The sequence below is a fragment of the Acidiphilium sp. PA genome, assembly GCF_026191915.1.
Taxonomy (GTDB): Bacteria; Pseudomonadota; Alphaproteobacteria; order Acetobacterales; family Acetobacteraceae; genus Acidiphilium.
Genome location: NZ_JAIMBY010000001.1, coordinates 81,277 through 101,898 on the forward strand (window position 1 = coordinate 81,277; position 20,622 = coordinate 101,898).

Annotated in this window: 19 protein-coding genes; 14 read left to right on the forward strand and 5 right to left on the reverse strand. The window is 63.3% G+C overall.

The window, feature by feature from the left end:
- Window positions 1-45: 45 nt before the first annotated feature.
- Entirely contained in the window at window positions 46-546 is a 501-nt protein-coding gene (locus tag AruPA_RS00425; RefSeq protein WP_265634111.1) for a hypothetical protein, read from the forward strand.
- Entirely contained in the window at window positions 543-998 is a 456-nt protein-coding gene (locus AruPA_RS00430; RefSeq protein WP_265634112.1) for a glycosyltransferase, read from the forward strand. Before AruPA_RS00425 ends, AruPA_RS00430 begins: the two co-directional genes overlap by 4 nt.
- Window positions 999-1,047: 49 nt before the next feature.
- On the opposite strand, the gene parE is transcribed toward AruPA_RS00430, so the two are convergent.
- Genes parE through aroA form a run of 3 tightly spaced genes read right to left on the reverse strand, consistent with a single transcriptional unit; the run spans window position 1,048 to window position 5,051 of the window.
- Window positions 1,048-3,009 (reverse strand): DNA topoisomerase IV subunit B, encoded by a 1,962-nt coding sequence (gene parE, locus AruPA_RS00435; protein WP_265634113.1) that lies wholly within the window; start codon window positions 3,007-3,009, stop codon window positions 1,048-1,050.
- Window positions 3,010-3,069: 60 nt separating this feature from the next.
- On the reverse strand, window positions 3,070-3,705 hold the full coding sequence (locus tag AruPA_RS00440; protein ID WP_265634115.1) for a d(CMP) kinase: 636 nt from the start codon (window positions 3,703-3,705) through the stop codon (window positions 3,070-3,072).
- Window positions 3,702-5,051, reverse strand: a complete 1,350-nt coding sequence (gene aroA, locus AruPA_RS00445; protein ID WP_265634116.1) for a 3-phosphoshikimate 1-carboxyvinyltransferase — start codon at window positions 5,049-5,051, stop codon at window positions 3,702-3,704. Before aroA ends, AruPA_RS00440 begins: the two co-directional genes overlap by 4 nt.
- A gap of 53 nt (window positions 5,052-5,104) precedes the next feature.
- On the opposite strand from aroA, the gene AruPA_RS00450 reads away from it, so the two are divergent.
- The 12 genes from AruPA_RS00450 (at window position 5,105) to AruPA_RS00505 (ending at window position 16,947) form a co-directional block, all read left to right on the forward strand.
- Window positions 5,105-5,482 (forward strand): FYDLN acid domain-containing protein, encoded by a 378-nt coding sequence (locus AruPA_RS00450; protein ID WP_408858551.1) that lies wholly within the window; start codon window positions 5,105-5,107, stop codon window positions 5,480-5,482.
- A 115-nt stretch (window positions 5,483-5,597) separates the two neighbouring features.
- Entirely contained in the window at window positions 5,598-5,789 is a 192-nt protein-coding gene (locus AruPA_RS00455) for a hypothetical protein (protein ID WP_139333983.1), read from the forward strand.
- A 246-nt stretch (window positions 5,790-6,035) separates the two neighbouring features.
- Window positions 6,036-7,265, forward strand: coding sequence for a CaiB/BaiF CoA-transferase family protein (locus AruPA_RS00460; protein ID WP_265634117.1), 1,230 nt, complete (start codon window positions 6,036-6,038; stop codon window positions 7,263-7,265).
- Between the two features lie 12 nt (window positions 7,266-7,277).
- Window positions 7,278-8,120: an alpha/beta fold hydrolase gene (locus AruPA_RS00465; protein WP_265634118.1), complete on the forward strand. Its 843-nt coding sequence runs from the start codon at window positions 7,278-7,280 to the stop codon at window positions 8,118-8,120.
- On the forward strand, window positions 8,117-8,968 hold the full coding sequence (locus AruPA_RS00470) for a YihY/virulence factor BrkB family protein (protein WP_265634119.1): 852 nt from the start codon (window positions 8,117-8,119) through the stop codon (window positions 8,966-8,968). Before AruPA_RS00465 ends, AruPA_RS00470 begins: the two co-directional genes overlap by 4 nt.
- A 203-nt stretch (window positions 8,969-9,171) precedes the next feature.
- The gene (rnr, locus tag AruPA_RS00475) at window positions 9,172-11,454 is read left to right on the forward strand and encodes a ribonuclease R (RefSeq protein WP_265634120.1); all 2,283 of its coding nucleotides are present in this window, start codon (window positions 9,172-9,174) and stop codon (window positions 11,452-11,454) included.
- The gene (locus AruPA_RS00480; RefSeq protein ID WP_265634122.1) at window positions 11,451-13,025 is read left to right on the forward strand and encodes a S41 family peptidase; all 1,575 of its coding nucleotides are present in this window, start codon (window positions 11,451-11,453) and stop codon (window positions 13,023-13,025) included. Before rnr ends, AruPA_RS00480 begins: the two co-directional genes overlap by 4 nt.
- Before the next feature lie 45 nt (window positions 13,026-13,070).
- Window positions 13,071-13,238, forward strand: coding sequence for a 50S ribosomal protein L33 (gene rpmG / locus AruPA_RS00485; protein WP_029310534.1), 168 nt, complete (start codon window positions 13,071-13,073; stop codon window positions 13,236-13,238).
- Between the two features lie 34 nt (window positions 13,239-13,272).
- A complete protein-coding gene (locus AruPA_RS00490; RefSeq protein WP_265634125.1) occupies window positions 13,273-14,346 on the forward strand; it encodes a putative zinc-binding metallopeptidase in 1,074 nt (357 codons plus the stop codon).
- Between the two features lie 187 nt (window positions 14,347-14,533).
- Entirely contained in the window at window positions 14,534-14,731 is a 198-nt protein-coding gene (locus AruPA_RS00495; protein ID WP_265634127.1) for a DUF3311 domain-containing protein, read from the forward strand.
- Window positions 14,728-16,188, forward strand: coding sequence for a sodium:solute symporter (locus AruPA_RS00500; RefSeq protein WP_265634129.1), 1,461 nt, complete (start codon window positions 14,728-14,730; stop codon window positions 16,186-16,188). Before AruPA_RS00495 ends, AruPA_RS00500 begins: the two co-directional genes overlap by 4 nt.
- Before the next feature lie 63 nt (window positions 16,189-16,251).
- Window positions 16,252-16,947 carry a YoaK family protein gene (locus tag AruPA_RS00505; RefSeq protein WP_265634131.1) on the forward strand — a complete coding sequence of 232 codons (696 nt, stop codon included), beginning with the start codon at window positions 16,252-16,254 and terminating at the stop codon, window positions 16,945-16,947.
- A gap of 44 nt (window positions 16,948-16,991) precedes the next feature.
- Here AruPA_RS00505 and AruPA_RS00510 read toward each other — a convergent pair whose 3' ends face one another.
- A complete protein-coding gene (locus AruPA_RS00510; protein ID WP_265634133.1) occupies window positions 16,992-18,521 on the reverse strand; it encodes an oligosaccharide flippase family protein in 1,530 nt (509 codons plus the stop codon).
- A 4-nt stretch (window positions 18,522-18,525) separates the two neighbouring features.
- Window positions 18,526-20,457: an asparagine synthase (glutamine-hydrolyzing) gene (asnB, locus tag AruPA_RS00515; protein ID WP_265634135.1), complete on the reverse strand. Its 1,932-nt coding sequence runs from the start codon at window positions 20,455-20,457 to the stop codon at window positions 18,526-18,528.
- Window positions 20,458-20,622: the final 165 nt, after the last annotated feature.

Below are 20,622 nucleotides of genomic sequence, written 5' to 3' on the forward strand. Positions count from 1 at the left end.
AGTAGAACGAGGTTTAAATAGGATTGGGTTTTTTCAGTTAAATTTATGACAAAGAATTCGAAACCGGTCGCATTGGTCATCCTTTCGGGTGGTGGGTTTACCTTCGAAACGAAATGCCTTTTGCGGGAAATCGGACCTGATTTTCGTTTCGTTTACCTAACAACCAGATTCGGCGGCGAACCGGGTGAGCCCGGTATCCCGTCTGGCGTGCGCTACGAAGTACCCTCGTTTTCCTCGATGACCCAGCGCTCATATATTCGAAGCATTGCCGCATTCAGAAAGACTTTCATGACGACGCACCGCGCGCTCCGCACCGAAGCGATCGATGTTATCATCGCAATCGGCTGTAGCCACGCTGTGCCAATGCTGCTCGCCGGCCGATTGATGGGCTGCAAATCCATCTACATCGAGAGTATCACGCGCGTCGATAAACTCTCGAACACCGGCCGCCTGGTTTATCACCTTCGCCTGTCGTCACGCTTTCTCGTGCAATGGCCCAGGCTGCAGGAACGCTATCCCGCCGGTGAATTGGGCAGTATTTTATGATCTTTGTGACAGTCGGCACCACCATGCCGTTCGACGAGTTATTGCGTGAGATCGACCGGCTCGCCGGTGAAGGTCAGCTCGGCGAGCCGCTGGTCTGCCAAGCCGGACAGTCTAAATATCAACTTGTGAACGGCGAGCAGTTTATCGGGCGCCCCAGTATTGCCGACCTGATCGATCAGGCAACATTAGTCGTGTCGCATGGGGGTGCGACAGTGATTCAGCTTTTGATCGCGCGAAAACCCTTTGTCGCGTTTCCCAATCCGCGCGGCGCGGGTGATCATCAAACCAGTTTTCTGCGCGAAATCGCTCGAGTCAGTGATATATCATGGAGCCCCGACGTTGCCGATCTCGAGTCGTTGATTGGTGAACGCCGCAAGAAAGGACCCGCAACGATGCGGGCGGATTTTCCACGCGCGGGCGACATCATTCGTCAGTTCACCGCGTTGCGGTAACCACCGAATTGATCAAGGCCTGAGCGACTACTCCATTCCTACGGGCGCTCTAAACATCCAGCTCCCCCGCTCCCGCCGCCCGATCCTGAATGAACCGGAACCGTAACTCCGGCTTGCGCCCCATCAGGCTCTCGACCATATCGGCCGTCTCCGCCCGCGCCTCCGGCAGCGTCATTACCCGCAGCAGCACCCGCCGTTTGGGGTCCATCGTGGTCTCTTTCAGCATCGCTGGCGGCATTTCGCCGAGGCCTTTGAAGCGGCTGATCTCGACCTTTGCACTGCCCTTGAAAGCGGTTTTCAGCAACCGGTCCCGCTCCGCATCGTCCATTGCATAGACCGATTTACTGCCCTGCGTCAGGCGGAACAAGGGCGGCTGCGCCAGAAACACATGGCCGGCACGGATCAACTCCGGCAGTTCGCGGTAAAAGAACGTCATCAACAGCGATGCGATATGCGCCCCATCGACATCGGCATCCGTCATGATGATGATGCGGCCGTAGCGCAGCTGGTCGAGCCGGAACCGCTCGCCCACACCGCAACCCAGCGCCTCGATCAGGTCCTTCAGCTCCTGATTCTGCCGCAGCTTTTCGGTCGATGCCGAAGCGACGTTCAGGATCTTGCCCCGCAGTGGCAACACGGCCTGAGTCTCACGGTTGCGCGCCTGCTTGGCCGAGCCGCCGGCGGAGTCGCCTTCGACGAGGAAAATCTCGGTGTCCTCGCGCGATTCCCGCGTGCAATCGGTCAGCTTGCCCGGCAGACGCAACCGCCTGGTCGCCGATTTCCGCGGCGTATCCTTTGCTTCGCGGCGCCGGATGCGCTCTTCGGCGCGCTCGATCACATAGGCCAGCAGATTGTCGGCACTCGCAGGATCGCCAGCGAGGAAATGCTCGAACCGGTCGCGCAGCGCGGCCTCGGTGACCTTCTGGGCTTCCGGCGAGGTGAGTTTTTCCTTGGTCTGGCCCTGAAACTGCGGATCGCGGATGAACAGCGAAAGCTTGGCCGACAGGGTGCCCGTGACATCCTCGCCGGTGATCACGCTGGTGCGCTTGTTGCCGCGCTGCTCGCCGAAGCCGCGCAACCCCTTCAGCAGCGCCGCCCGAAACCCCGCCTCATGCGTGCCGCCCTGCGGCGTCGGGATGGTGTTGCAATAGGTATCGAGCGCGGCATCGCCGTTATCCAGCCAGGCGCATGCCCATTCGATCCGCCCGGCTGCATCCGGTAGATCGGCCAGCCCGGCCCAGACGGGCACGACCAGTTTGGATGCACTACCGAGTTCCTCGGCTAGCGAATCGGCAAGGCCGCCGGGAAAATGCAGTTCGGCCTGGGAAGGGATGTCGCTGCCCGGCGGGATCAGCGCCGGATCGCACGACCAACGGATGCGTACGCCGCGGAACAGGTAGGCTTTTGAACGGCATAAGCGATACAGCCGTGTCGCACTCAGCCGCAGCGTGCCGAAAATTTCAGGGTCAGGCGTGAAGCGGATCAGCGTGCCGCGCCGATTCGCCATCGGGCCGGCATTGATCAGCGGCGTCAGCGGCTTGCCGCGGGCGTAATCCTGCTTCCATAGGACGCGGTCGCGCACAACTTCGACCTCCAGGCGCTCGGACAACGCATTGACGACCGAACTGCCCACACCGTGCAACCCGCCCGACGTCGCGTAGGCTTTACCGGAGAACTTGGCGCCGGAGTGCAGCGTGGTCAGAATGACTTCGAGGGCGGATTTGTCCTTGAATTTCGGATGGGGATCGATCGGGTAGCCACGGCCGTTGTCGCGCACGCTCAGCCAGTTGCCGGCAGCGAGACTCATTTCGATCATCGAGGCATGCCCCGCGACCGCCTCGTCCATCGCGTTGTCGAGCAGTTCGGCGGCGAGGTGATGCAGCGCGCCTTCATCGGTGCCACCGATGTACATGCCAGGGCGCCGGCGGACCGGCTCCAGTCCTTCCAGAACCTCGATGTCCTTGGCGGTATATGCCGCCGATGCGGCGGATTGGTCGAACAGATCAGTCACGTGCCGGCCTCGATTCGTTGGATTGCGCTACCCTTCTGCCACAGAAGCCCAAACAACGGGTTATACTTTCGCCAAGGCCTGATTGACCCATGCCGCGGCGGCGGCGAAGGCGTGGTCGGCATCGAGCGTGCTGGTATCGAGCACATGGGCATCGTCCGCCGGGCGCAACGGGGCGGCGGCGCGTGTCCGGTCGGCCTCGTCACGGGCTGCGAGGTCGGCACGCACTGCATCGAGCGTCGCGGCAAGACCCTGCGCCTGGCGCTCGGCGAACCGGCGTTGGGCGCGCACGTCGAGCGAGGCGGTGACGAAAAGTTTTACCGCGGCCTGCGGGAACACGATGGTGCCAATGTCGCGCCCATCGAGGACGGCGCCGGCGTTGGCGGCGAAATTGCGCTGAAAATCGAGCAGGGCGGCGCGCACGGTGGCGATCGAGGCGACCGCACTAGCCGCCAGATCGACCTCTGGCGTGCGCAGATCATCGCGCCCGAGGTCGAGACGACCGAGTCCGCGCGCCTGAGCCGTGGCGATGTCGGGATCGGTCGGATTGCCGCCGTGGTCGAGCACGCGGCGGCCGACCACACGATAGAGCAGGCCGGTGTCGAGATAGGGCAGGTTGAAGGCTGCCGCCAGGCGCCGGGCCAACGTGCCCTTGCCAGATGCCGCCGGACCATCGATGGCGATGACGATCGGTTTCATGCAGCCTCCGCCTCAGCCTTGATTGCGGCACCCAGGCTTTGCATCAGGCCCATAAAGCCGGGGAAACTGGTGTCGATGAAGCGGGCATCGTCGATCGTCACCGGCGCCTCCGCGGCCATGCCCAGCACCAGGGCGCTCATCGCGAGGCGATGGTCCATCTGCGTCAGCACGGTGCCGCCGCCCAGCCGGTTGGCGCCACCGGCGATGATCATGTCATCGCCCTCGACCTCGACATGCGCGCCGTTGACCCGCAGCATCGCAAGCGTTGCGGCCAGGCGGTCGCTTTCCTTGACCCGCAATTCGCCGAGTCCGCGCAGCCGTGACGGGCCACGCGCCAGGGCGCAGGCCACCGCCAGAATCGGATACTCATCGATCATCGAGGGGGCGCGCGCGGCTGGCACGTCGATGCCGCGCAGCGTCGAGGCAACAACGATCAGATCGCCGACCGGCTCACCACCGGCCTCGCGCTTGTTGGTGATCGTGATATCGGCGCCCATTTCGAGCAGAGTGGTGAACAGGCCGGTGCGCAACGGGTTCAAATTGACCCCTGCGATCGTAATGCGCGAGCCGGGGACCAGCAGCGCGGCCACGATGGGAAACGCCGCCGAGGATGGATCGCCGGGCACAGTGATATCGGCTGCCATCAACTCGGGCTGGCCCTGCAGGCGGATCAGCTTGCCCGCGCCGTGCGGCACGACGCTGAGCACGGCGCCGAAATGACGCAGCATGTTTTCGGAATGATCGCGCGTCGGCTCCGGCTCTTCGACCTCAGTGATGCCGCGCGCGTTCAACCCGGCAAGCAGCAGCGCCGATTTCACCTGCGCGGAGGCCACGGGCAGGCGATAGCTCAACGGCTGTGCATCGGCCGCACCGGTTACAGCGAGCGGCAGGCGACCGCCCTCGCGCGCGGCGAATACCGCACCGCACGCCGCCAGCGGATCGATGACGCGGCGCATCGGCCGGCGGCGCAGCGAGGCATCGCCGGTCATCACCGCGAAAATGTCATGGCTGGCCAGAACGCCGCAGAGCAGCCGTGCGGCGGTGCCGGAATTGCCCATGTCGAGCACATCATCCGGGCTATGCAACCCGCCGATGCCAGTGCCGGCGACAACCCACGCGCCATCCGCATCGCGCCGCACGGTCGCGCCTAGGGCACGCATGGCGGCGGCGGTGCGGAGCACGTCCTCACCTTCGAGCAAGCCGGTGATGCGGGTTTCACCGATCGCGAGGCCGGCGAACATCAACGCGCGATGGGAGATCGACTTATCGCCCGGCACGGTGATTGAACCGCTCAGCCGCGCGGCGGGTCGGTGGGAACGGTAGGCGTGCGGGGTTTCGGAGCTCATGGCGCGGCGCTTAGCATGATGTGGCGCGTTTGACATAGCGGACGATGGGTGGCATGGCGCGCGCCCTGAAGCGACCATTTCCTTATATGCACGAGGGGCTCATGCCGAAGCCGGAACTTGGCGATAAACATACCTGCGTCTCCTGTGGCGCGCGGTTTTTCGATCTCGGCAAATCGCCGGCCGTCTGCCCGAAATGCGGTACCGAGCAGCCGATCGAGCAGCCGAAGCTCAAGCGTAATGCGCCAATCCCCGATGATGCCAAAAAATCCCCGAAAGCGGCACTGGTGCCGGGCGACGATGTCGAAGTCGACGCGGTGGACGATGGGGCCGATGAGGACATTCTCGAGGATGCAGACGATCTGGAAGATGACGCCGACGCTATCGAGACCGATATCGAGGTGGAGCGCGACGCCGACGAAAATGAACGCTGAACCGCAACGGAAAGTTATTTTCGTGTGTGATCCTTTTTGTTAACCGAAACGTAATTTCGGCGTGGTGTGTTGGGGTCAGCCAAAAAGGCTGGTCTGTCAAAAGGAAAAACCCACGATGTCCGATTATGCGACGGCGAAAATCGCCGACCATCATACCCCGATCGTCAGCCCTCTAATTCTGACCGATCGGCTTATCTCACTTGCCCAGGATGCCGAACGAGCCGGTTTGCCCATTGTGGCAAACCGGCTCGTTCGCTTGGCGCTGCGCACATGTGCGCCTCTGCCACGGCACCGTCTGCGCGGCTGAAAACAGCCGCCGCAGAGGCATGTGGTTGGGTCGCACGGCAAGGGAAGCATTATTTGTCGAACCAGGCGTAGGGTCGTTGTCGTAGGCCGACGCCAAGGCAATCGACATCTGGTTGCCAAGTCTCGTCGGAAATTGAAGTGCTTCTCTTGCGCGTGTCCCGTCCGCTCTTTCGCCCGATGGCCAAGCCGTTTTGACCTTGAACGAGGCGGTCCGCTATGCCGACACTCCCACTCTCGGAGGTCGTTCATGTCGCACGTCAATTCCACCCAGGCACCGAAGCCATCAGGGCCGCTGGCCGGCCTGACCGTATTCGATCTGACCCGTGTGCTGGCCGGGCCAACCTGCGTGCAGATGCTGGCCGATCTGGGTGCCTCGGTCATCAAGGTCGAGAAACCCGGCAGCGGCGACGACACCAGGGGATTCGTGCCGCCGGCGATGCCTGGCACCGATCAGAGCGCCTATTTCGCGGGGGCGAACCGAAACAAGCGATCGGTCACCATCGATATCGCCAAACCGGCGGGCCAGAAACTCGCGCGTGATCTAGTCGCGCAGTGCGAAATATTGGTCGAAAACTTCAAAGTCGGCACGCTGGCTCGCTACGGGCTTGGCTATGAGCAACTCGGCAAGCTGCATCCCGGTTTGATTTATTGCTCGATCACTGGCTTTGGCCAGACCGGACCCTATGCGGAACGGCCGGGTTATGACAGCCTGATCCAGGCGATGGGCGGGGTGATGTCCTTGACCGGCGAGCCCGATGGGCAGCCGATGAAAGTGGGCGTGCCGGTGGCGGACCTGTTTGCCGGGCTTTACGGCGCCATCGGCGTGCTTGCCGCCCTGCGTCACCGGGAAGCGACAGGTCTGGGGCAGCAGGTCGATATCGGCATGCTCGATACCAATGTGGCGTGGCTCGCGAACCAGGGCATGAACTATCTGGCTTCCGGCCAGAACCCGCCCCGCTTGGGCAATCAACACCCCAACATCGTGCCCTATCAGGTTTTCGCGACGGCCGATGGCCATATCGTGCTGTCGATCGGCAATGATGCGACCTTCGCGCGCTTCTGCCAGCGATTTGGTCTCGACCATCTGCTCACCGACGCCCGGTTCGTAACGAACGCAGCGCGAGTGGCCAATCGCGCGTTTGTGACTGAAACCCTCGCCAATGTGCTGGCCGCCCACGACTCGGCGTGGTGGCTTACCGAACTGGAAGCGATCAAAGTCGGCTGCGGTCCGATCAACACACTCGAACAAGTGTTCGCCGATCCGCATGTCGTTGCGCGCGGCAATCTGATTGAGATCGCGGGGAAAGACGGCAATCCGGTGAAGCTGGTCGCAAATCCGGTGCGTTTGTCGGCAACACCGGTGGATTATCGGTTGCCGCCCCCCATGTTGGGTGAGCACACCGATGAGGTTTTGACCGACATGCTTGGACTGAATGCCTCCGAACGCGCGGCATTGCGCCGCGACCAGATCATTTGACGCTTCGCGCGCATGGCACGGCAGGCCGCGATTCCGTATCTTTTAGGCGCTGATTTTCACCGCCTGGCGTTTGTCGAATTCGGCAATCCGGCAGCGCCAGCGGTTGTCTGCGTCCATGGATTGACGCGGAACGGGCGGGATTTCGACACCCTGGCCGAGGCGCTGGCCGAGGATTATCACGTGATCTGCCCCGATCTGCCGGGTCGAGGCCGATCCGACTGGCTGGCCGACGCGAGCCAGTATCAGCCACCGAGCTATGTCGTGGCGCTGGCGCATCTGCTGGCCTATCTGAACAAGCCGGTCGCCTGGGTGGGTACTTCGCTCGGCGGTATTTGCGGCATGATGGTCGCCGCCGCGCCGCATACCCCGGTCACGCGGCTCGTTCTGAACGATATCGGCCCGTTGATCCCGGCGGCGGCGCTGACGCGGATCCGTGACTACATGATCAAGGTCCCTGACACCTTTGTCGACATCGGCGCGCTCGAAGCGCATCTGCGGCTCGTTCATGCGCCATTCGGCCAGCTGAGCGATGCCCAATGGCGGCATCTGGCACGGTATTCGGCCCGCCCTGCCGCTGGTGGCAGGTTTGCCCTGCACTATGACCCCGCAATCGCCGATCCGATCCGCGCCTCGGTGCCGATGGATGCCGATCTGTCCGCGATCTGGCAGGCGATCCGTGTGCCGGTGATGGCGATCAGGGGCGAACACAGCGATCTGCTTACCGAAGCGACATTTGGCAGCATGGCGAGCGCCGGGGCCACGACGCTCACGGTGCCGGACGCGGGCCACGCACCGGCCTTGATGGATACTCCCACGATCGATGCCATCAGGAAATTTCTGGCGAGGGGCTCTTGAAGGCGCGGGTCGATGCGTCTTTGTGGTGGAACGGCCTGAAAACCGCCGTGATGTCGCTGCTGAGCGGCGAGATGTCGCTGGTGGCGGCCGGTTGCGCGTTCTATGCAACGCTCGCGTTGTTTCCCGCGATCACGACGCTGATTTCATTGTACGGTCTGGCGTTCAACCCGATCACGGTCGAACCGCAACTGCTCTATCTGAAGCATCTGATGCCGCCGGCGGCGTTTCAATTGATTGCGGGACGAATCCAGCAACTGGTCTCCGGCGGCAAGACCAGCCTGGGTATCGGGCTCGCCATTTCGTTGGTGTTTACCCTGTATTCTACCGCCTCCGGCACCAAGGCGCTGATCTATGCGCTGAACGTGATCCACAAGCGCGACGAGTCACGCGGCATCATCCGGTTTCAGCTGGTGACGCTGGGTATGACGCTGGTTGCGATCCTAGCCGCGGTCATCGCGATCGGCGTGCTGGTGGGCTTGCCGCTGCTGTTCACATTTTTCGGCCTGGGCAAAGAGTCGGCCATTCTTGCCATCGTGATCGGGTTTTTGCTGATGATGGCGTTCATGGCCGTCGCCCTCGGCCTGCTGTATCGCTATGGCCCGGCGTTCCGGCGTGACCTTGGTCATACCGTGATCCCGGGCGTTGCCGTCGCCATTCTGCTGTGGCTGATCCTGTCCTATGGGTTTGCCGTCTACGTCGGGCAGTTTGCCGCCTACAGCCACACCTATGGCCCCTTGGCCACCATCATCGGGTTGATGATGTGGTTTTATCTCACCGCCTATACGCTGTTACTCGGGGCCCTGTTCAACGCCTCGCTCGACCGGCTGATTGTGGCAAGAACGCCATAGTTGGAAAACTTGCTGTGTGGTGCCGGGCGCAACGCTGCCTCAGCGTTGTCGGCGCGCCACATTGGCGGTATGTCGAACCGATTGAACAGATCAGCTGACGCGTGGGGCGACACTGTGAACCAAACCCAGAGGCTCTGGTTTCTGGACGGCGCGATCGCCATGCAATCCGTCGATCGGAACCCCAACGAAGGCACGCCGTCGGCATGACACGAAGACCCGTAAAGCCCGGATACGGCACGCCCGAGCCAGGCTTGCCCAGCGCGGCCGTGCTGCGCCAGTTTTTGAGCGAGGCGGGCACCAGGCTCGGCAAGGGCGATATTGCGCGCGCGTTCGGCCTGACGCCGGACCAGAAACCTGCGTTGCGCGCGCTACTACGCACGCTCGAGCGTGATGGCGCCCTGGTACGCGCGGGCGGCAAGCAGGTGCGCGGGGCCGAAGTGTTGCCCGAGCGCTGCGTGGTCGAGATCACCGGCACCGATCGCGATGGCGACCCGCTGGCGCGACCGGTCGGCTGGGACCAGAACGGACGGCCACCGATCATTTTCATGCAACCCGAACAGCGCGGCCAACCCGCACTCGCGCCCGGCGCACGGGTACTGGCACGGCTGCGGCGAATCGACGGCGATCGGTACGAGGGGCGTACGCTCAAGCGCCTCGATGACGAGCCGGCGACCATCATCGGTGTGTTCCGGGCAGCGAAGTCCAATGAAACACAAGGTGGCTGGATCGAGCCGGTCGAGCGCAAAAGCCGCTCGGAATGGATGGTGCCGGTGGGTGAAACCAACGGCGCGGCCAGCGGCGATGTCGTGCGCGCGACCCCCCTGCCCGCCTTCGGCCATGGGGCCAAGCCGGCCCGGATCATTGAGCATCTCGGCAAGATGGGCGATGCGCGTTCGATCAGTCTGATCGCGATCGCCTCGCTCGGCATTCCGGTCGATTTCCCGCAGGCCGCGATCGACGAAGCCGAGTCCGCCAGGGCGACCCGTTTGGGCAAGCGGACCGATCTGCGGGGCGTGCCGCTGATCACGATCGATGGGGCCGATGCGCGTGATTTCGACGATGCGGTGTTCGCCGAGCCCGATGGATCGGGGTTCCGCCTGATCGTCGCGATTGCCGATGTCGCGCATTATGTCCGGCCGGGCAAAACGCTCGACCGCGAAGCCCGGCTGCGCGGCAATTCCGTGTATTTCCCGGATCGGGTCGTGCCGATGCTGCCGGAGGCCCTGTCGAACGGCTGGTGCAGCCTCCGGCCGAACGAGGATCGCGGGTGCCTGTTCGTTGAGATGACGATCGATGCCGAGGGGCGCAAACAGTGGCATCGGTTCGGCCGCGGCCTCATGCGCAGCTTCGCGCGCATGACCTATGAGGCGGTACAGACGGCGCATGATGCGGGATCGAGCGCCGATCTGCCCAAGGGTACGCTCGATCATTTGTATGCCGCTTACCGGGCGTTGTTCGCGGCGCGGCAGGCGCGCGGCACGCTCGATCTGGATTTGCCGGAGCGCCAGATCACCCTGACCGAGGACGGGAGGGTCGCGAGCGTGGTGCCGCGCGCCCGGCTGGACAGTCACCGCTTGATCGAGGAGTTCATGATCCTCGCCAATGTCTCGGCGGCGGAGGAGCTGGAGCGGCTGCGCCAGCCCTGCATGTACCGCATCCACGCGCCGCCCTCGCCCGAAAAACTCGATGCGCTGCGCTCGCTGCTGGCGACGTTCGATATTTCGCTCAAGCAGAGCGACCAGCTGATCCCGCGCGATCTGGACCATATCCTCAAGCTGGTCGCCGGGACCGATGCCGCACCGCTGGTCAATGAAACCGTGCTGCGCAGCCAGTCGCAGGCGGAATATTCGCCCGAAAATATCGGGCATTTCGGCCTCGCGCTGAAATCCTACGCGCATTTCACCTCACCGATCCGCCGGTATGCGGATTTGCTGGTGCATCGCGCGCTGATCGCCGGGTTGAAGCTGGGCAGCGACGGGCTGACCGCCGAAGCCGGTGCCGAGTTTTCGGCGATCGCCCAGGGCATCACGATCACGGAACGCCGCGCGACGGATGCCGAGCGGCAATCGACCGATCGGTATCTGGCGGCGTATCTGACCGAGCGGATCGGTGAGGATTTCGCCGCGCGGATCGCCGGGGTGACTCGGTTTGGCCTGTTCGTGACGCTGAACGAGACCGGCGCTTCAGGCTTTATCCCGATGGCACTGCTGGCAGATGATTTCTGGCATTTCGACGAGGCGACCAGCACGCTGTCGGGCAAACGCAGCCGGGTAGTGTTTCATCTGGCCGATCCGGTCACGGTGCGCCTGCGCGAGGCCAAGCCGGTGACCGGCGGATTGCTGTTTTCAATGATAGAGGGCGGCCGGGCGCGCCCCGACCGGCCGGAAGCCGGACGATTTTCCGGCAAGGAAGGCAGAAACCCCCGCGGCAAGCGGAACAAATCGCCCGGCCGCGCGCCGAAATCAGTCAAGCGCAAGCAGCGATGAGCAAACGCAAGGCACGATCGTTCTGGCGGGCAGTCTCGCTGCTCTGCGTCGTGCTGCCATTGTGCGGCGCGTATGCGGCTGCACCGGCGTTCGATCAGGCGCGCGCGGGCGCCGTGTGGGGTGCGGCGCTTGCATTCATCGCACCGCGCACGCTCGAACCGCTGAGCATTCCGCAAATGGCGGTCTGGGGGTTGTCGGGTATCACCGCGCTCGATCCGGACCTGACGGTGCAGAAACAAGCGGGTAAATTGCTGCTTTATGGCCCGAATCGCGTGCTGTTCGCGGCCAATGCCCCACCGCCGGCGGATGCCGCTGCGTGGGGCGATGCCTGTGCCGCTGTGGCGGCGCATGCGTTCACCGCCTCGCCCGCACTGGCGCGGGCCGGCACCGAAGGCGTGATTCGAAGTTTTTTCGACGAGTTGTTCAATCATTTCGACCCGTATTCGCGCTACGAGGCACCGCACGAGGCCGCTGAAGATCGGGCGATGCGGCTTGGTCATGCCGGACTCGGACTGACGCTGGGCCGCCAGGGAAGCGCGATCCTGATCGCGCGGGTGGCCCCGTCCGGCCCGGCCGACCAGGCCGGAATGGCGCCCGGCATGGCTGTTCTCGCGATCGACGGTCAGACGACGGCGGGACAACATCTCGCCGCGCTGCAGGGGCGTTTGACCGGCAAGCTCGGCTCGACGATCCGGATAACGGTGCGCCCGCCCAAGAGCCTGCCTCAGACCATCCGCCTGACCCGGGGGCTGGTACCGATCCAGAGCGTCTTCGGCGCGATGGACAATGGGATCGCGGTGATCCGGGTCATCGGCTTCGACCACGACACCGGCGAACAATTTGCGGCAGCCCTGGGTGCGCTGGTTTCGGCAACACCGGAGCCAAAAGGGATCGTGATCGATCTGCGCGGCAATCGTGGTGGGGTGTTGCGGCAGTCGGTGCTCAGTATCGACACGTTGCTCAGCCATGGCACGATCATTCGCACGATCGGCCGCGATCCGGCGGCGGATAAATTATTTCATGCCGAGGGGGCGGATCTCGCGCGCGGTCTGCCGGTCATCATTCTCGTCGATGGAGCCACAGCGAGCGCGGCCGAGGTGTTTTCGGCAGCGCTCGCTGATAACGACCGCGCCGTCGTGGTCGGCAGCGCGACATTGGGCAAAGGCCTGGTGCAGAGCCTGACCACTTTACCGGGCGGCGGCGAACTATATGTAACGTGGAGCCGGATGATCGCACCCCGCGGTTGGCCGCTGCAGGGGTTGGGGGTGTTTCCACAGGTGTGCGTCAGTTTGGGCACCAACGTGCTCGACCAGCAGCTCGCCACGCTGCAGGCGGGCGATAACATGCTTGCGAAACCGCTGGCGGAAACACGTGCCGCAAGGGCGCCGATACCGCTGGCCGAAATCCTGGCGTTACGGGATTCCTGCCCTGCCGCAGTGGGTGCGAACGGTTATTTCGCGGCAGCCACCGCCTTGATCGACGATCCGGTTGCGTATCATGCCGCCTTGGTCCGGCCGCTGCTGGCGGCATCGGGAACTCCGCCACCCAGCCCCTCCGCGCACGGGACTTGACCGGGACGGTCGCGTCCCTCATATCCCCCGCATCGGAGAACACTCATGGCCAAATCAAGCACTGTCCAGATCAAACTGATTTCCACCGCCGACACCGGCTTTTTCTATGTGACGCGCAAGAATGCGAAGGCACAGACGGGCAAGCTCGAGTTCCGGAAATACGACCCGGTGGTGCGCAAGCACGTGGCTTTCAAGGAAGCCAAGATCAAGTAATCTGGGCGAAACTGCCCCGACCGGGGCATGCGTTATGCGACTTTTTCTTTGCCAATCTTGCGGTGCCCGGCTTTATTTTGAAAACCGGTACTGCCAATCCTGCCATCATTGGCTCGGCTATCTGCCTGATGCAGATACGCTGAGCGCATTGGTGTGTCTGGATAATGAGGCGGGCGCGTCCGGGCTGTGGCAACCGCTGGCGACGCCTGAGCGGCGCGTCCGGTTCTGCGCGAACGCTTTGTATGATGCGTGCAACTGGGTGGTGCCTGCCGAGTTGGGTGACGGTGCGGCGCTGTGCGAGGCATGCCGGTTCAACCGGATCGTGCCGGATCTCGACGATACGACGAATTTGGCGCGGTTCCGCAAGATAGAGGCAGCGGAACATTGGCTGATTTACACGTTGCGTCGACTCGGCTTACCGATTCCGGACCGTATCGAAGATCCGGCCCATGGTTTGGAGTTCCGCTTCCTCGCGCCCGTCGCGGGCAAGCCGAAGCCGTTGACCGGCCATGACGAGGGCGTGATCGTCCTGAATATCGAGGAGGCGGAAGACGCAATTCGCGAGCGCAACCGCGCCGCGATGGGTGAACCCTACCGGACCCTGCTGGGCCATTTCCGCCACGAAATTGGTCATTTCTACTGGGACATCCTGGTGCGCGACGGCGACAAACTCGCCGAATGCCGTGCCTTGTTCGGCGATGACCGGCAAGATTATGCCGAAGCGCTGAAGCGCCACTACGCCGAAGGCGCGCCACCGGACTGGCAGGACCATTATATCAGCGCCTATGCCACGGCGCATCCGTGGGAGGATTTCGCGGAGACCTGGGCGCAATATCTGCACATCGTCGATACGATCGAAACGGCGACCGCTTTCGGCCTGCGGGTTCAGCCGCCCGGTGAAGCCGCCGGTACGGCGCCGTTGGCGGCCGATTTCGACCCGTATCGCGCGACGTCCATCGAGGAGATGGTGGCGATGTGGCTACCGCTGACATTCGCCATGAACAGCCTGGCGCGCAGCATGGGACACGGTGACCTCTATCCGTTCATCCTCTCGCCCGCGGTGATCGAAAAGCTTGGCTTTATCAACGATCTTGTCCGCCGGCGGTAGAGGTCCCGTCTGATCGTCCCGATCGCACCGGCCCGATCGGGACCGGGGCGGGCGGGTACACCATCACGCCTGAAGGGGCGATAAACGCGAATTCCAGCCCCCGTCCCTCTCCACCGCTTGTCAGCAACCGCGTCTCGGCACACAGTATCGCGAGGAAGCGCTGGGCACACATAACAAGGGGGCAATTATGAAACCATTTCAATGGCTTGCTGTCGTTCCGTGCGTTTTGATGTTGGCAGGGCCGGTTGTGCATAACCACGTATACCCGCTGATTCTGGGTATGCCGTTCCCGCTCGGATGGATCTCGGTCTGGATCGTACTGCTCGCGATCGTCATGGGTATCGTCTACGCGATCGATCCCGCCAACCGGGGAGACGCGCGATGACCATCGCCCTCGTTCTGCTCGGCCTCACGGCTGTATTGGCATTGTTGCTCGGCATCGGCGCACGGAGCGGCCACGCCATGGGACTCGAGGAATGGACCGTCGGCAATCGCGGCTTCGGATTCGTTCTGGTGTTTCTGCTATTGGCCGGCGAAATCTATACCACGTTCACCTTCCTCGGCGCCTCGGGGTTCGCCTACGGTCAGGGAGCACCGGCCTATTACATCCTCGCCTACGGCACGATCGCCTATGTGCTCGGCTATTTCATGCTGCCGAAGGTCTGGACTTACGCCAAGCAGCATCATCTGGTTTCCCAGCCGGATTTCTTTGCACATAAGTACGATAGTCCGGCACTTGGCATCATCGTCGCTCTGGTCGACATCGTCGCCCTCATCCCCTACCTGGTCCTTCAGCTCACTGGCCTTGGCATCATCGTCGTCGCCGCGGGCTATGGCGGCGTATCCAACACCGTGGCCGTTCTGATCGGCGCCGCCGTGGTCACGGTTTATGTCATCATCTCGGGAGTACGCGGCTCGGCATGGACCGCCGTCGCGAAGGACATCATGATCCTGTCGGTCGTGCTGTTCCTGGGTATTTATCTGCCAATCCATCTGTACGGCGGCGTTGGTGCGATGTTTACGGAAATCGCCAAGGCCAGGCCCGGCTTCCTCACCTTCGCGCCCAAGGGCCAGTCGGTCTGGTGGTTCGTCTCGACCGTGCTGCTGACCGCATTGGGCTTCTTCATGTGGCCGCATTCGCTGGCGAGCTGCTACACCGCCCGCGAGGCAAAGGTGTTCCGCAAGAACGCGATGGTCTTGCCGATTTATCAGCTGATCCTGTTATTCGTCTATTTCGTCGGCTTCGCTGCGGTCCTGAAACTACCAACCCTTAAAGGCGCCGCCAGCAATCTCGCGCTGTTCAAGCTGGTGGTCGCGACCTTGCCACCATGGGCGGTCGGCGTCATCGGCGCCGCCGGCGTGCTCACCGCCCTGGTCCCCGGTTCGATGATCACGATGACCGCGGCCACGCTGACCGCACGGAATCTCTACGGTGCCTACAACAAGAACGCGACCGATGATCAGATCGTGTTTCTGGCAAAATGTCTGGTGCCGGTGGTGATGGCGATTGCCGTCTTCTTCACGCTGACCGGCAACTCGACCATCGTGACGCTCCTGCTGGTCGGCTACAGTTTCGTGACACAGATGTTCCCGGCCCTGGTGGCCAGCCTGTTTCCCAATTCCGGCGCAACCCGCCAGGGGGCGATGGCGGGGATCGTGGTCGGCGTCGGCGTCGCGGCCTGGCTCACGTTCAGCCATGCCTCGGTCGGCAGCCTGATGCCGTTTCTGCCGCAGGCGATCAAGGATTTGAACGTCGGCATCATCGCGTTGATCGCTAATATCGTGGTGCTCGCCGTGGTGAGCGCCGCAACGCGGCGCAGCGCGATGGTGGCTGCTGAATAAGACGACGAAACCGTCTTCGGCAATGCTGTCCAATCGGCGGGGGATGTGGAATAGACCCGCCGTATGGACCATGCAAACACACCAACTCTGACGCCAGCGGACCGGATCATCGGTGCGCTGGCGTTCGCCGCCGGCAGCGCCGACGTGTTCGCCTTCCTCAAGCTGCACGATGTGTTCACCTCGGCGATGACCGGGAACACCGCACTGCTGGGTCTGGCGCTCGGCAGAGGCCATCTGCTCGATGCTGCCCGATCGCTGGCAGCCCTTGTGGGCTTCGCGATCGGCAGTGGCAGCGCGACGGTGCTGCATGACAAGATCGCATCATCCGCAACACAGGTTCACCGGTTGTTGCTGATCGAATCGGTTTGTCTCGTCGGTGTCGCGGTGCTGTGGGCGGTGCTGCCGCACCCGGTATATCATGCACCGTTGTTCGTGCTGATCCTGTTGGCGGCGGGTGCGATGGGTATTCAGAGCGTTGCGGCGCGCGCGATCGATCTGCCAGGAATCCCGACCGTGGTGTTCACCACGACGTTGACGATGATCATGATGGGTGTGATCCGCGCACTTCGCCCTGGAATGCAGAGCGGCGGGCTGAAGCCGATCACCTGGCGTCAGATCGGCGCGATGTCATTGTATCTGACGGGGGCCGCAACGGCGGCCGCGTTGACGGCGTGGTGGCAGGCGGTGATCGCGTTGCCGCCCTTGCTAGCCGTGCTGCTCGCCCTGCGGGCCGCGCGGCTGGTACGCTCGCGCGCCTGAAGATTTGACCAGGGCGGTTGACATCGCCCGCGGCGACCGATCGTTCACCGCTTCAGCAGGCGGCGCACCGAAAGCAGCAGATCGGCTTCTGCCCCATCGGGCCGGCCGCTGAACAACCAGAGGCTTGCAACGGTCAGGCCGTAACTTGCGACCCCGAGTGCGATGGCCCCTACCATGTGCATGGCCAAAATCGGGTTGCGTCCGGCCCAGGGGCCCCAGCCGAGATGCGCCGCCAGCAGCACGGTCGTCATCACGCCAGCGCCAATCAGCGTGCGCCAGATGCGTGCGAAAATCGCGATCACGCCGACGCGCAGCCGTCGTGTCATCACCATGAAATAGGCCGTCTGGGCGACCACATCGACGGTCGAGACAGAGACCGCCGCGCCGATCAGCCCGTAGCGTGGCACCAATATGAGCAACAGGCCGACGCGCAGGATGGTGAGCCCGATATCGAGTTTCAGGCTGGCCTTGAGCCAGGCTTGCACCGCGAACAAGGTGCCCGCGATCGAGCCAAAGATCGTCACGGTCGTGGCAATCCCGAAAATCTCCAGAATCGGCACCGCGCCGAGCCATTTCGCGCCGAAGCCGAGCTTGATGATCGGGTAGGCGATCAGCGACAGGCCGAAACCGGCGGGTACGGTGATCAGGGCCATCAGCCCCAGCAGACGCAGCATCATCACGGCACCGTTGTCGCCGCCCTGCCGCGCCTCGGAAAAACCGGCGAAAGCGGCGCGGCAGAGCGGGCCGATCAGTTCCGAACTCGGCAGGCCGGAAATTTCGGTCCCCACGCCGTAGACGCCGACATCAGCGGTGCCGGAAACCCGCCCGATCACAATGTTGCTGGTCGCACCCTGCACGACACCGACCAGATTGATCAACCAGATCATGCTGGAATAGCCCGAAATCCGCCGCCAGCCGGACAGGGTCAAGCTTGGGCGGTAAGGGTGGATCCAGTAACTGATCGCCACCGTCGCGACCTGGTTGATCAGGATTGCAAACACCAAGGCCCAGTAATTGCGCAACCAGAAGGCGAGCGCGATGCCGGAAATCACCGATATGATCCGCGGCACCAATTTGTATTGGAATTCCTTGTCGAACGCGATGAAGCGGACGAAGTCGACCACGCCGATGTTTTCGAGCGCGCTGACGCAGCTACCGATCGCTACGACATAGAGCACGTCGACCATATCCGGATTGTGAAAAAACCCGGCAATCGGGACGGCGAACGCCGCAATGATGATGCCGGTGGCGAAACCACGGATCGCGTTGATGGTGAAGCCGGTATCGTATAGTTCGCGGTCTGGGCGTTCGTTGCGGATGATCGCGCCCTGGATGCCGACCTCGGACAACTGGGCAAGGCTGAACATCAAATTCATCGAGAGGGCTACGATCCCGAATGCGGAGGGGGCGAGCAGCCGCACCAGAATCAACGTGCTCATCAGCCCGAGAATGCGGTTGATGAACCGCCAGCCAACGATCCAGCCTGCACCGCGCGCCGTGCGCGAGAGGACGGAGCCTTCACGGGCGAGGCTTTTCAGCCCGGCGTCGGCCGGGAGATCGATCGGATCGGTCATGTAGTCAGGCGACCAGAACGGGGGTGGCGTCCGGCATGGGGGCGCCGGTGTGGCGGGCCAGAAACCCTTCCAGCACCAGCAGGTGCCAGAGTTTCCAGCCATGATCGTGCTGCCCCGCTTCGTGCTGGTCGATCATGCGGCCGATCGCCGTACCGTCGAACCAGCCCGTATCGAGCATCGCGGGACCGAGCAGGGTGCCGCGCAGGCGCGGTGCCACGCGGCGCAATTCGGCGGAGATCGGCGCGACGAACCCTTGTTTGGGCCGATCGAGCACAGCGCGCGGCAGCAGCGGTGAAACGGCTGTTCGCAGCACCGATTTGCCCTGGCCGGCGCGCAGCTTGAGCGCCGATGGCAAACCCATGCCCCAGGCGAGCAGCGCGGGATCGAGCAGCGGCGAACGGACTTCGACGCCGCTGCGCATGCTGGTGCGGTCGACTTTCACCAGAATATCGCCCGGCAGATAGGTTGCGAGATCGACCATCTGGGCGGCGCGCAGGGGATCGGCGTCAGTATCGAGGGCGGCGACGATGCCGGCGGCAGGGTCGTGACCATCGAGCATGGATCGTAATGCGGGCGACATCAGGCCGCGCCGTTCGGCATCCTGCAGTTTGCAAATTGTCCGGTAGTAGCCGTGGGCGGAATCGAGGCTGATTTCGGTGAGCGTGGTTTTTGCGCGCAGCCAGGCTGGCGCGCGGTCGAGCTTGGGATACGCGGCGGCGATCGGGGCGAGCAAAGCGCGCCGGGCGCGATCGGGCAACAGGCGGCGGGCCTGATCGGCGATGGCATGCCAGCGATAACGGCGGTAGCCACCGAACACCTCATCGCCCCCGTCGCCGGACAGGGCGACCTTGACGCCGGTGCGCGCCAGCCTGGCGACGGCAAGACTGGGAACGGAGGAATGATCACCGAAAGGTTCGCCGAACACCTCGGCCTGGTGGCGGGCGGCGTCGATCACGTCGGTCGGTGCGACCACTTCGGATGTGTGGACCACGCCGCAATGCGCCGCCATGGCGGCGGCTGTGGCGCGTTCATCGGTCGCGCCGGGAAATCCGATCGTGAAGCTTTGCAGCGGCGATTTGGCATGACGCGCAGCCAGGGCGACGATGGCGCTGGAATCGACCCCGCCCGACAGAAACGCGCCGAGTGGCACATCAGCGATCATCCGGGCGGCGACCGCCTTGTCGAGCCTGGTACGCAACTCGGCCGCGGCATCAGCGAGGCCTGCGGGCGGCGTGGTGGGTTGCGGCAGGGTCCAGTAGCGGCGGGGCGGCGGCAGCGGGGTGCCCGCCTCGATCAGCATGAAATGCGCGGGCGGCAGTTTGCGGATGCGCTGATAGATCGAGGCCGGGTCCGGGACGTAGCCGAAGGCCAGATAATCTTCGAGCGCAACGGGATCGAGCCGGTCGGTCAGGCCGGGAACCGGCGTCAGAGCGGCGAGTTCCGAGCCGAAGGCCAATGTACCGTCCGGCGCGGTGCCATAGTAGAGTGGTTTTTTGCCGAGCCGGTCACGGGCCAGCAGTAGTGTTGCCTGCTGGCGGTCCCATAATGCGAAGGCAAAGAAACCGTCCAGCCGGTCGAGTACGGCGAGGCCCCAGCTTTCCCAGCCGTGGATGATCACCTCGGTATCGCAATGCGTCGCGAAGACATGGCCGAGACCGAGCAACTCGTCGCGCAGGGACTGAAAATTATAAATCTCGCCGTTGAAGGCAATGATGACCGTTCCGTCCTCGTTGGCCATCGGCTGATGACCGGCCGCCAGATCGATGATGGCGAGGCGGCGAAACCCGAGCCCGATTCCTGGTTCGGTGTAAAATCCCTCGTCGTCCGGACCACGATGAGCGATGGCCGCTGTCATGCGATGCAGCAGCGCTGGATCGATAGCGCGCGCGTTGGGCCGCGCGGTTCGCGGGGCAAACAATCCGGTGAAGCCACACATGTGCTCAAATCTCCCTATACGTCGCGTTCTACCGCCAGATTAATTGGCGTCCGACGTCAAAACGCTAATAATAGCAGGAAGATACCACGAAACGGGGCTGCCCGATACGCAAACAACGAAGGCTCAGGTCAGTCGCCCTTCTTTTTCCTCAAAACAATTAACTAC